This is a genomic window from Streptomyces sp. NRRL B-24572 (genome assembly GCF_002156145.1).
Lineage (GTDB): Bacteria > Actinomycetota > Actinomycetes > Streptomycetales > Streptomycetaceae > Streptomyces > Streptomyces vietnamensis.
Genome location: NZ_MWIG01000118.1, coordinates 43,716 through 55,060, shown reverse-complemented (window position 1 = coordinate 55,060; position 11,345 = coordinate 43,716). Strand labels below are relative to the sequence as shown.

The 11,345-nt window shown below is 69.0% G+C and carries 14 protein-coding genes; 6 read left to right on the top strand and 8 right to left on the bottom strand.

The genetic code is table 11. The annotated features are described in order from the left end of the window. Positions 1-57 precede the first annotated feature (57 nt). Complete coding sequence (locus tag CCN56_RS07720; protein WP_086824879.1) at positions 58-1,851, top strand: hypothetical protein; 1,794 nt, start codon at positions 58-60, stop codon at positions 1,849-1,851. A 64-nt stretch (positions 1,852-1,915) separates the two neighbouring features. Here the strand turns inward: CCN56_RS07720 and CCN56_RS07715 are convergent, their stop codons facing one another. Next, positions 1,916-2,236 (bottom strand): hypothetical protein, encoded by a 321-nt coding sequence (locus CCN56_RS07715; RefSeq protein WP_086824872.1) that lies wholly within the window; start codon positions 2,234-2,236, stop codon positions 1,916-1,918. Positions 2,237-2,417: 181 nt separating this feature from the next. Between CCN56_RS07715 and CCN56_RS07710 the strand changes: the two genes are divergently transcribed. Next, the gene (locus CCN56_RS07710) at positions 2,418-2,675 is read left to right on the top strand and encodes a hypothetical protein (RefSeq protein ID WP_086824870.1); all 258 of its coding nucleotides are present in this window, start codon (positions 2,418-2,420) and stop codon (positions 2,673-2,675) included. 22 nt (positions 2,676-2,697) lie between these two features. Here the strand turns inward: CCN56_RS07710 and CCN56_RS07705 are convergent, their stop codons facing one another. After that, positions 2,698-2,892, bottom strand: coding sequence for a hypothetical protein (locus CCN56_RS07705; RefSeq protein WP_086824869.1), 195 nt, complete (start codon positions 2,890-2,892; stop codon positions 2,698-2,700). 207 nt (positions 2,893-3,099) lie between these two features. Between CCN56_RS07705 and CCN56_RS07700 the strand changes: the two genes are divergently transcribed. Beyond that, entirely contained in the window at positions 3,100-3,684 is a 585-nt protein-coding gene (locus CCN56_RS07700) for a GntR family transcriptional regulator (protein WP_179199733.1), read from the top strand. Positions 3,685-3,758: 74 nt separating this feature from the next. On the opposite strand, the gene CCN56_RS07695 is transcribed toward CCN56_RS07700, so the two are convergent. Beyond that, on the bottom strand, positions 3,759-4,172 hold the full coding sequence (locus tag CCN56_RS07695) for a hypothetical protein (RefSeq protein ID WP_086824865.1): 414 nt from the start codon (positions 4,170-4,172) through the stop codon (positions 3,759-3,761). A gap of 169 nt (positions 4,173-4,341) precedes the next feature. Between CCN56_RS07695 and CCN56_RS07690 the strand changes: the two genes are divergently transcribed. Then, positions 4,342-4,824, top strand: a complete 483-nt coding sequence (locus tag CCN56_RS07690; protein WP_086824863.1) for an NUDIX domain-containing protein — start codon at positions 4,342-4,344, stop codon at positions 4,822-4,824. A 224-nt stretch (positions 4,825-5,048) separates the two neighbouring features. Here CCN56_RS07690 and CCN56_RS07685 read toward each other — a convergent pair whose 3' ends face one another. Continuing rightward, positions 5,049-6,518 carry a hypothetical protein gene (locus CCN56_RS07685; protein ID WP_143664458.1) on the bottom strand — a complete coding sequence of 490 codons (1,470 nt, stop codon included), beginning with the start codon at positions 6,516-6,518 and terminating at the stop codon, positions 5,049-5,051. A 138-nt stretch (positions 6,519-6,656) separates the two neighbouring features. Between CCN56_RS07685 and CCN56_RS07680 the strand changes: the two genes are divergently transcribed. Then, positions 6,657-6,863 (top strand): hypothetical protein, encoded by a 207-nt coding sequence (locus CCN56_RS07680; protein WP_086824858.1) that lies wholly within the window; start codon positions 6,657-6,659, stop codon positions 6,861-6,863. Between the two features lie 451 nt (positions 6,864-7,314). Here CCN56_RS07680 and CCN56_RS07670 read toward each other — a convergent pair whose 3' ends face one another. The 3 genes from CCN56_RS07670 to CCN56_RS07660 are packed head-to-tail and all read right to left on the bottom strand — an operon-like array spanning position 7,315 to position 9,145. Beyond that, entirely contained in the window at positions 7,315-7,605 is a 291-nt protein-coding gene (locus tag CCN56_RS07670) for a hypothetical protein (RefSeq protein WP_086824854.1), read from the bottom strand. Further along, positions 7,602-8,240: a hypothetical protein gene (locus CCN56_RS07665; RefSeq protein ID WP_086824852.1), complete on the bottom strand. Its 639-nt coding sequence runs from the start codon at positions 8,238-8,240 to the stop codon at positions 7,602-7,604. The genes CCN56_RS07670 and CCN56_RS07665 overlap by 4 nt, the downstream gene beginning before the upstream one ends. A 29-nt stretch (positions 8,241-8,269) precedes the next feature. Then, positions 8,270-9,145: a hypothetical protein gene (locus CCN56_RS07660; RefSeq protein WP_143664457.1), complete on the bottom strand. Its 876-nt coding sequence runs from the start codon at positions 9,143-9,145 to the stop codon at positions 8,270-8,272. A 296-nt stretch (positions 9,146-9,441) separates the two neighbouring features. On the opposite strand from CCN56_RS07660, the gene CCN56_RS07655 reads away from it, so the two are divergent. Then, positions 9,442-10,104, top strand: coding sequence for an HAD family hydrolase (locus CCN56_RS07655; protein WP_086824847.1), 663 nt, complete (start codon positions 9,442-9,444; stop codon positions 10,102-10,104). On the opposite strand, the gene CCN56_RS07650 is transcribed toward CCN56_RS07655, so the two are convergent. After that, positions 10,085-11,302: a helix-turn-helix transcriptional regulator gene (locus CCN56_RS07650; RefSeq protein ID WP_086824845.1), complete on the bottom strand. Its 1,218-nt coding sequence runs from the start codon at positions 11,300-11,302 to the stop codon at positions 10,085-10,087. The two genes, CCN56_RS07655 and CCN56_RS07650, sit on opposite strands and share 20 nt — an antisense overlap. Positions 11,303-11,345: the final 43 nt, after the last annotated feature.

The window sequence follows — 11,345 nt, the reverse complement described above, 5'->3', positions numbered from 1 at the left end:
CATGGGCCCTCGGCCAGACCGCGACGTAAGAACTTGCCGAACGGCACCTTCCCGATCATGTCCCGCACGCAGCCTGAACAGCCGAGAGCCACCCCCGTGGCCCCTCCGGCGTCCCAGCTGCGGTCCGCCCGCCCCGGGGTCGTCTCCCGTGACGCGGCGAACGTCGCCGACATCCTCCTGCGCCTGCCGCCCACCGAGCGCCGTAACGCGTTCAAGCACCACCTGACGGCCCGTGAGCGGGCGGTGGTGATGACGGAGGTCGAGCGGGCCACCGGTTCGTTGTACGGCCTCTGGCGGGACTCACCATCGGGTTTCGTCGAGGACGTTCTCGGCGAGAGTCTGTGGTCGAAGCAGCGGGCCGTGCTCGACGCGATCGTCGATCACAAGCGGGTCGCGGTACCTGCGGGCTTCGGTGTCGGCAAGACGCACTTGGCCGCCCGCGCGGCCGTCTGGTTCACCAACGTGTACCCGGTCGGGACCGCGCTGTGCATCACGACGGCGACAAGGTTCCGGCAGGTGCAGCGGCAGCTCTGGCCGCACATCCGGAAGGTCGTCCCGCGCGCCGGCCTGCCGGGGTACTGCGACACCGTCCAGTACAAGATGCCCGACCCGTACGGGAACGACGTGGTCGCCGCTTACGGCTTCTCGGCCCCGGCCAACGATGAGGCCGCGATGCAGGGCATCCATATGCCGCACCTGCTGCTCATCGTCGACGAGGCGGGCGGCATAGCCCCGATGATCGGGCACGGCACCAACAACCTGCTCACCGGCGGCCACGCCGCCATGTTGGCCATCGGCAACCCGGCGATGGACGACCCGGCCTCGTGGTTCGAGGAGTTGTGCGTCGAGGGCGACGACCCGGCTGAGCCGACCACCGTTACGATCCCGATCTCCTCCCTCGACTCCCCCGCGATCACCGGGGAGCGCGCCCCGTACTGCACGGACTGTCCGGCCGGAGTGGAGCGGCACTCGCTCGCCGACCACATGCCCGACCAGGACTGGGTCGACCGCACCATCCGCTCGTACGGCGAAGACCACCCCTATGTGATCGCGAAGGTGTTCGCCCGGTTCCCAAAGGGCGGTGGCGGCGTCGTCATCCCGCCGAGCTGGGTCGAGTCCGCCATGGCGTTCGAGGACCCCGTCGGCGACGGCTGGCGACGGATCAGCGACCTCGGCCTGGAGGGCGAGACCGCCACCCACACTGTGCGCGACGGGGCGTGGGTTCGCCTCGGTGTGGACGTGGCCGCCGACGGTGGCGATGAATTCACGGTCTACCGCGCGGTCGGAGACGCGCTCGAATTCCGGCACGCCTCCGCCGGCGCGGCGAACGACAACCAGGTCTCCGTCGCCGAGAAAGTCTTGGAGGAGATACGGGCGGCACAGCGGCTCGCCGACGCTCTCGGTTCACCGCACCCGGTCCGGGTCAAGGTCGACCAGAACGGCATCGGTCACGGTGTCGTCAGCATGCTCGAACGCTGGGCGGAGACCGGGCAGCATACGGCGCAGATCGTCGGCGTCATGGTGTCGGAGTCTCCCAGCCAGGACGACCCCGGAGCGGTCATGCGGCCGTGGCGGAAGCGAGACGAGATGTGGCTGGCCACCAGATCCCTGCTCCAGCCCGATCCGTCCTCGGGCCGGGGCCGGCTGCGGCTCCACGTCGACAAGAAGGCCGCCGCGCAGCTGTCGACGCCGAAGCTGCTGTCGACTACGAGCGGCTACACCCAGATCGAGAGCAAGAAGGCCATGAAGGCGCGCGGCATGAAGTCGCCGGACCGCGCCGAAGCCGTCCTCCTCGCCTTGTACGAGCCCGAGCCCCTGCACAGGCCGCGCCGCCGAGGCCTGCTGAACTAGAGCTGTCGCTCAAGTGATCTGAGGCAGCAGCCCGGCCGGGCACCCGTACGCACCACACACCGTCTCACCCGACTAGGAACTTCACCGAACCGAAGCGGTCGGGGGCCTGCACCCCCGCCGGGAGGAAGGTCACGACCGCGTCGTCGTGGCAGTCCGTACCCCGGTACAGAACGGCAAGGCGGTCGGTGTGGTTGGTCGCGTGGTTTGCTTCGGAGATGGGGTTGTAGCAACGGCCGTCCTCGGGATCGACGAACTCGAATCCGCCGAACCACCCGTCCACGTAGAAGGCGAAAGTTCCTCGCCCTGCCTGAGCGGGCGACGCGAACGCGGTAGACAGGGCTGCTGCGGCGACGACGACAGTCAGCGCCTTTCGAAGGTTCTTCATGCGATTGCTCCCTCAGGGGACGTCCTTACAGGCGGCCACTATGTCCGCCCCGGATACGCCTGCAGGACGACCACCACCCGAACGGCCCCAGAGGAAACGATCCCGCCTCACCCTCCGGAGCGATCCCTCGCCCCCGTAAACCCCGCCTCTGTCCTCCTTGGGAGTCGTTACGCTACTCGCCATGGATCCGTTCCTCGCAGCCCTCGACCATGCGACCCGCACTGTCATCTCGCGGGTCCGCGGAGAACTCCCTGCTGCGACGGCCCCCTCGATCGTCCACACCTACTGCTGCGCCCCGGACTGGTCGTTGTGCGGGCTCGACCTCGCCGACGCGCCGGCCGCGTGCGACGGTGGGGGCGGGGAGCAGGACTGTGTGGTCTGCGCCGACCTCGAAGCCGTTGCGTGCCCGGACTGCGCGGACGACCGTCGACTGGGTTGACGCCCCGGCGCGGGGCCCGCGTTCAGCTTCCCGTGGAGGCTGGGTCTTTGGGCTCCGGGAGTCGTAGGGCGATGTCGGACGCGAGCTGAACTGCACGGCGGCCCTCGTCGGTGCTCTCGTCGCCGAGGTGCAGGAGCAGGGCGACCGTCTCGTGCGCCTCGCTCAGGGTGATCAGCGGCAGGCGCGGTTCATCGCTGTAGGGGTAGTCATCGTCCACGCCGTGAGAACCGGACTCGCGCTCTGGAGGTCACGCTCGGGCAGCGGCAGGTCGGCGGGGAATCCCGGTGGTTCCGGCCGCAAGGAGGCGCAAGAAATCGGAGTCCTCGTACGAGATGGCCGCAACCTTCTGCAACCTGCTGGCGCCAGCGCTTCCTGACCGAACAGGCTGTCTCCGTTGAGGCCGCCGCAGGGAATGGGAGCGGATATGGAGACCGGGCGCGTCCAGGTTCAGGTGACTCCGGGAGAAGTGAGCGCCATACGCGACTGGGTACGCCTGTCGTGTCCCGAGCCCGGCAAACACCTTCCGGCCGTAGGGAAGATCGCGGAGGAGCTGTCGACGTCGTCGGGCGTCGTCCGCTCCGCCTTGGAGCAGCTCGCAGAGGAGGGCGTGGTGACCCTTCACGAGGGCTACCGCCTGTACTCCGTGGGGACGATGACTCCGACGGAAGCGGCCTACCGTGCGCTGCGGACGTGGCTCGTCAGGATGTTCCGTCCCGGTGAGAGATTCTTGAGCCAGCACGACATGGGACGCCTGTTCAAGTACGGCGTGAAGGAGGTGACCGGGGCGTGCGGTCGGCTCGTCGAGGAGGGCTACCTGAAGGGTGGACGGAGCGGGTACTTCGTCGCTCACTACCACCCCTCGGTCCAGCTGGCTCGGGCACAGATCTTGCGGGAGCGAGCGGAGGAGCTGCGAAGTGAAGCAGATGTCCTGGTGGCTCTCGCCGAGGAGGCCGAGCAGCGTCTGCCCGCTGATACGCCGATGCCGGACTGGGGCGTCGGCGCCTCCTGAGCACGGCGTCTCGGGCGGCGTGTATGCGGAAGGGCCGCCGGACGGGAGTCCGGCGGCCCTCCGGGGCGTTCAGCTCAGGCGACGACGTACGAGCCGGAGACGGTGACGATCTCCGCCTCGGTCGCGCCCTCGGCATCGCCGTAGAAGTGGTTGATGTTCTGGAGCGCGGCGCCGTTGGTGGTGCCGGTGACGCGCAGGCGGTCGATCTGCTTGCCGGTCGAGCCGGAGTAGATCAGGGCCTCGCCGGTCCAGGTGCCGTGGTCGGCGTTGCGGCCGTCGAGGCTGAGCTGGAAGATGACGCGGGAGCCGGTGGCGGCCGGGACCGGCAGGGTCATGCCGAAGCCGGCGTCGCTAGCGGAGTTGGTCTCCTTGTAGGCGACGATCATGGCGGTGAAGGTGCAGATGCCGTTCGAGACGGCGTAGTGGCCGGAGCCGCGGGTGCCGTCGGTGCCGGTCACATTGGTGAGCTTCGGGGTCCATGCGGTCATGGGTGCTTCCTCCTGGGTGCTTGAGAAACTGCCTGGTCAGGCAGGTCCGCGCACTGTGGAGGTCGAGCGGGGTTAGCGTCGCGCGTTCCGGTGGGGCGCACGGTGGTGTTGGGCACGGCAGAGTGCTCGGAAAGGCCACCCCGGCACTCGGGGCGCCTAGGGTACGGGCATGATTCCTGATTTTGTGTCAGATCTTCGGCGGGTGGTCGGCCCTGATTGTCTGCTGTGGCTTCCCGGGGTGGTCGCTGTCGTCCGCGACGAATGCGGGCAGGTGCTGCTGCAACGCAGGTCTGCTGCCGGCCTGTGGACGCCGCTGAGCGGGATCGTGGAGCCGGGCGAGGCCCCGGCTGTCGCGGTGGCGCGGGAGGTGGAAGAGGAGACCGGAGTGCGGGTGGTGGTCGAGCGTCTGGCAGCGGTGACAAACTCCCCGCCGGTACAGCACCCCAACGGGGACCGGGCTCAATACTTGGAGATCGTTTTCGCGTGCCGCCCGGCAGACCCGGGTCAGGCGGCCCGGGTCTGCGATGACGAGTCGGTCGAAGTCAGTTGGTTCGCGCTGGATGCGCTGCCGCCGATGAGCGAGCGGATGCGGGAGATCATCGCGGTGGTCGAGAAGGACGAGCCTGCGGCTTGGTTCGTCCCGGTGCCGTGACCGCGCCGCACCCGCTTGTAGGTGCTGACTCTCGCTTTGCTGCGCTGGGCATTCACAAGAGGCGTCCGGTGCCGTCTCACCCGCATACCGAGGAACGACCAATCAAGCTCCGCTTTCATCGACACCACGATAAGAAGCCGATCAGGCACCAAAGCGAGAGTCAGCATCACAGGCTGAACGCCCCGGTTGCCGGGGACCCTGCTGACGAGGCGCGCCCGACGTCCTCATCGGACCGTCACGGCAGTGGCCGTCAGCCTCGGCTCCGAATCGCCGCTGTAGGAGATCGGCTGAAAACTGCTGATCCCAACCTGGCCTGCGGGGACAGTTATTCGGAAGTGGTACGTGCCGCAATCAGCTCCGGTGGCGTCCTGGCACCTCGCGGTGACGAGGTAGAGGTGTGCTGCGGTTGTCGTGTTGCTGACGTCCACCAGACATCCCCAGGGATCAGGCAGATCCTTGACCGGTTCGCAGTCGAATGACGCCTCGTCGCTCACGGTGGGGCCGGCGTTGGGAGAACTGTCGGCCAGGGCCGGATCCGAAACGGTGGCAGCGACCGAAGAGGTGTCGGAGGGCATCGGCGTCGAGGCAGGTGAGGTGGACGGCGCCGCGACCGATTCAGCGCCTGGTGTGTCAGTGAGGTCGGCTGGGCTCGCAGGGTCGGCGGAATCGGCTGGGGCGGCAGCGTGACTGCCGGCCGAATCGATGGAGCTGAGCGATACGGTCAATACGGCCGAGCCGAGGACCGCCGCCACGCCGAACAGGACGGGGTGCCGACGCATACCGTGGGGCGACCGTACGACCGACCCGGCCCCCGACTTGGCTTCAATGCCTTGCTGGAGGGCTTCGAGCATCGACGTGAGTTCCGTCACCAAAGCCGCGATGGACGCGGAGTCGTTGCCTCCGGCGAGAACCGATGCGGCGTTCCACGCCTCGACCGCGTGCCGATTCGCCTCACTCAGGGCGAGAACGATGGCATGGCTGTCCTCCTCAGCGACAGCACCCAACCTGAGGTTGGCATGGAATCCTTCGATCGCGTCGCACAGCCGCTCGACCTGTCCCAGCACGGCGAAGCTTTCCGGGTCGGGATGTGCCGCAGCTGCCTCCCTCGCGGAACGCCGCACTGAGGTCGAGCGCGCGATCAGACCGGGCCCGGCTGCGAGGGCCGCGAGGAACAGGCTGCGAGAGACACGGGGCTCCTGCAACTCCGCCCGCGGCTGCTGGGCGGCGGCGCTCCCAGGCGTGTGTTGCGCGGCCACGAACCACTCCACGGCCGCCCACACGGCGGTAACGAGCAGCGCGGTCAGGAAGAAAATCCACCAGGCCCGGTCGTGATCGACTGCGGCGGCAGCGCTGCTCGTCTCGTACTGGCCGAAGGTACTGGTGGGATCATCCGCGTAGAGCATCTGGTCGAAAGCCAGATCCGAGACGGCCGAGCCATAGATGTTGTGAGCGATGAACGTCCCAATACCCAGGAATCCCGTGACGCACGTGACGACCGCCGCACGTACAGCATGGTTCCAGCGAGGTGATCGATGGACGGCGCGTATGAAGAAGTAACTGAGCAGGAAAGGCAGAGCGACGAGCAAGAGTAGCAAGACCAGCCCGATGCCGTCATCCCCGTCATTGGCCCCACGGCGCTGATGACCTCGTACATATGTACCGTCACGACGTTGGTACCCGCTCACATAACCCACCCGCGTGATCCTCCCAGACGCCTGCATGAGGAACAATCAGTCTGCGGTATCGAGGGGGGGTCCTTGAGGCCAGGGTCTTTGCGCGTAGTGATCCTGTCTGGGTTCAGCGGGTGAAGCCGAGGGCGGTCAGCGGGCGGTGTGGCGGAGGGCGGCGGCGATGTCGTGCACGGTCCGTCCCGCCTCACCGCGACCCGCGTGGCCGGCCAGGACATCCGGGCCGTCGCAGCCCTGGTGATCGCGGCCCTCGCGGCGGAGGGCGTCTCGACCATCGAGGGCGTCTACCACCTGCAACGCGGCTACGGCACGCTGCTGCCCACGCTCTCGGCGCTGGGCGCTGGGCGCTGAGCTGGAAGTCGCTCGGGAGTAGGGAGCCCGGGAACGCCGAAGCGCGACCGCGGTGTGCGGTCGCGTTGTCGGTGATCGCCCTCAAGGAGCGCCTTGTGTTGGGACGGTGTCCAACGGGCTGGTGGGGGTCAGCAGGTGGGCCAGAGTCCGCGTCCGGTGGCCGGTGCCGGGCGGCTTCTCGGTTCAGGCGCACCGACAGGAGGCGCGGTGGGTTCCGCGCGAAGGGAGCTCTGGCAGTCCGGGCACAGCCGGTTCTCGTCGAGAGGGCCGTGCCATGGTCGGACGCCGGGCGCGGTCTCGGGGTCGGGTCGGCACTCCAGCGGCACGGTGAACATCGCGGCGGTCGGGAGCTTCACGGTCGACGCAGCGATGTGGAGTTCCAGGCGTCCTGCGGTCCGGACGATGAACCGGCCCCGTCCGGGCGGCGCCGGGGTCTCGACGGCGAGCGCGCTCACGCTTCGGTCCGGACAACGGGCAGGGGGAGCCTCATGATGAACACGTGCTGGCGCTGGCAGGCTGATCCGGCGACGAGAGTCCGGGTTCCCATCCACCAGGACCGTGAGAGGCGGCCAAGGCCGCAGGCGGGGCAGGGCACTGCGTCGCGGACCTTCACGGCCGTGTTCGGCAGCGGTGGCGGGAAGACCGGAAAGCCGGCGGCCAGGGCCAGGTTCTCGGCGGCCGGGGCCTGGAGCCGGATGTAGACGTGTTCATCTTCGACGGGGGCGGCGACGGTGGTCGTCATCGGTCCCCCTTCGCCGAGGGCACGGTGATGTGCGGGCGGGCACCCTCCGGCGGCGCGGGGTCCTCCGTGCGGAGCCGGAAGAGCCACATGCCGTCGCGGTCGGGGCGGTCTTCGCGCCGGTAGCGGACGGTGCCGTGCCCCGGGTACGCGGTGTCGCCCCACACGATCGGGAACACGACGTAGGCGGGCGGCCCGGCGATCCACCGGCTGGTGGCCAGGTGCCCGAGCGGGTCGGCAGGGTCCGGGTAGGCAACGGTCGGGCCGTCGAGGGCCATCTCGACGCCACGGTACGGGCCGTTGACGAACCGGACGGCGTATGACGTCTTCGGGGCCCGGAAGGCGGCGGCGTGCACGATGCGCTGCTGGTCCTGCCACTCCATGACCTCTCGGGCCGTCGGGGACGGGGAGAAGCCGAGGATGCTACGCAGGGCCGCCACCGCGGACAGGAGTTCGTGGTAGGCGACGTGCGGGAAGCCGACACGGAAGCGGTGCCGGATGAGGGAGCAGGCGGCGTTCTCGGCGACGTCGGCCAGGTGCAGGTCGAAGACTTCGGGGGCGACCTGCTCGCCGCCGCGCGCGTACACGGAAGCGGCGGCGAGGATCGCGGGCGGGGTGCTCGCGAGGGTGGTGTTCATGGGAGGGGCATCTCCTGTGCGGTTCGGGACTACTTCGGGGTGGGGACCGGGGTGCCAGGGCGCAGAATCAGGCGGGAGAGGTTCCGATTGCCGCGGTGGGCGTTCCATGTGGTCACGAGGTAGGCCAGGTGCCGGGCCCAGACGATCTGCCCCTCCTTAGCGCGCTCGGAGGTGACGCGGGCGCGGAGAGCGAGTATGGGGTGACCGCTGCGGAGCTCGGCGCCGTCGCCGAGGCGCTGGAAGAACCAGGTGGCGGCGGCCGGGTCGATCGCGTTGAACAGGTGGTGCGCGGTGCCGAGCGCCGACGGCGGAATGTGCGGGAAGGCGGTGTAGGTCCGCAGCGCGATCTCGGCGGAGCGCCGGATCTCGGGGTGCTCGGCGAGGAGCGCCGTGGACTCAGCGGTGGTGGGGCGGCTGCGGCGGGTGAACTTGCGGTCACCCTGCTTCCAGCCCCAGACGCGACCGAGGATGGCGGCGACGGTGGTGGAGTTGTCCTCGTCGACCAGGGACAGGGCGTCGGCCACGGTGCGGCGCCGGCCGGAGTCCATCGTGGACTGGGTCTCCGTGGGCAGGCCGCAGGTCATGAAGGTGGTAACCGGCCGCTGGGCCTTCACGATCGCGTGGAGGCGGTGCTGGCCATCGAGGACGTTGCCGCGCACGTCGAGCTTGATCGCCTCGCCGTTGAGCAGCCAGGTTCCGGACTCGATATCGCGGGCGTAGTCCTCGACAGCGGTCTGGCGCAGGGGCCGGTTGTGCTTGTTGCGGCGCAGGAGCCGGGCGGCAAGCTGGGGGTGGAGTTCGATCACGTGGGCGCTGGGGCCGGTGGTGCTCACCATCAGGGCGTCCAGCTCCGAGAGCGTCATCGGGGCGAGGTACGCGGGCATGGCGACAGCAAGAGCCGACATAAGAGGGGCATCTCCTTGTGCGGGGTACAGGGTGGGCTCCGAGGTGGAGTCCCGCCGTCTAGTACGCCGCCCGCCGAAATCTGTTACACCCCCTTGGAAAGGCCCAGGTCAGAGGATCTTAGGAGCGAATTCGACGATGACCAGCGACATGCGGGCGCCGCCGCTCTGGACCGGCGGCCCGATCGAGGGGACGTAACGTCGCGACCTTCAACCGCGGGCGGTCAGGCCCTGCCGTTCCCGGGGTCGGCCGGGGGCTTCCCCTGACACCCGGTGATCTAAGTCCGTAGGATCGCCGCATGATTCGTGCAGTGGTGTTCGACGTCGGTGAGTGCCTGGTGGACGAGACCAGGGAGTACGGCACGTGGGCCGACTGGCTCAAGGTGCCGCGCCACACCTTCGCGGCCATGTTCGGCGCCGTGATCGCCCAGGGGCGTGACTACCGCGACGTCTTCCAAGAGTTTGAGCCTGGCTTCGACCTCTACGAACAGCGCGAGGCTCGCGCCAACGCCGGCCAGCCCGAGCACTTCGATGAGAAGGACCTGTACCCGGACGTACGTCCCGCGCTCGCGCAGCTCCGCGCTGACGGGTTGTGGCTCGGCATCGCCGGAAACCAGACCGTACGGGCGGGACGCATCCTGCGCGAGCTGTTCACCGAGGACGTCGACTTCATCGGCACCTCCGACGACTGGGGCGCGTCCAAGCCGGACGTCGAGTTCTTCCGACGGCTCGCCGAGGTCGTGCCCTTCGAGAACAGCGAGATCCTTTACGTCGGCGACCGCGTGGACAACGACTTGCGCCCAGCCGTGCAGGCCGGGATGGAGTCGGCCCTCGTCCACCGTGGCCCATGGGCGACGATCCAGTGGAACACGGAGGAAGCCGAGAAGCTCCCGACCTTCCGAGTCGAGAGCCTCGCGGAGCTGTCCGGCAACATCATCCAGTTCAACGACCGAGGGCGCTGACGGTCGTCTCCCAGCCGTAGAGCCGATCGTCCAGGTCACGGACACAGTTCTCGTGCTGCCACGGTGCGAGCGCGCGCCGTACTTCACGGACCCGGTCCATACCCGTGCTGTACCAGGTCTTGCGAAGCTGGTCGAGGGCGGTGACGGCGTACTCGCACGCCTTCTCCGGGTTGCGGTCGGCGGCCTCCACGGCGGCCAGATCGCCGAGGACCACCGTGCGCTGCTTGTCCTCGCTCGGCTCCAGGCCCTCAAGGACCTGGAGCAGTGTCGCGCGCGCCTGCGGCAGATGCCCGGCAGTGAGCTGGGTGTGCCCCTTGAAGGCGGCGAGCCGGATCGGGCTGAACCAGTCCAGCCACTCCGGTGAGTCGTGCTCGGTGCCGGCAGCGAGCACGTCCTCGGCGTGCCCGAGGAGGGTGAGCGCAGTCTGGGTGTGGCCGCATCGGGTCTCGCACTCGGCCTCGACGGCGTCGAGCCAGGCGAGGAGCGCGGCAGATGCAGACCCGCGCCGGGCGTACGTCCGCGCGGCCGTCATCCTCTCCACTGCGGCCTGCCGGTCGCCGGCCCATCCCGGGACGAAGGCGGTGTGCGCGAGGATCGCGGCGCCGAGGAGCTGGTCATCTGCCTGGCCGGCTGCCTGGAGCGCGCGGGTCCACGTCTCCTTGGCCGCTGCCGGTTTCTGGCTGTCGAAAAACTCGATCCTCCCCGCAAGGAGGAAGGACTCCGCGAGCGCGGCCGCGACCGTCCGCCGGGTGACCCCGGCCGTCTCGGGGAGCAGTGCGCAGCCGAGGGTGGCGTGGGCGACGACCGCCGGGTGGAGGGTCGCCGGAGCCACGGTCCAGTAGAGGCGGCGATGTCTGCGGGTGACGTCGGCGAAGTCCTCGCCTGCCGTGGCTGGCTGGAGCGTGGTGCCGGGCACGGGCACGGTGACCATGCCTTGGGTCCTCGGCAGTTCCCGGGCCTGGCCGTCCCGCTGGCCGGGGACGCCGGCCGGTGGGGTGAAGCCGAGGGATTCCATGTCCTGGCCGAGGAGGCTCGTCAGCGCGCGCTGGACCGCGTCCCTCGGCCATGGCGGGTTGGCCGACTCCCAGCGCCGTACCTGTCGGACGGCCACTCCGACGGCGTCGGCGAAGGCTTCCTGGGTGCCGTAGCCTGCCGCGATCCGGGCCGCGCGAAGCTTCACGTTGCCTTCGCTCTCCACGTCTCTCACCTCCGTATGCGATGTGCAGCACCAGTGTGCGGAA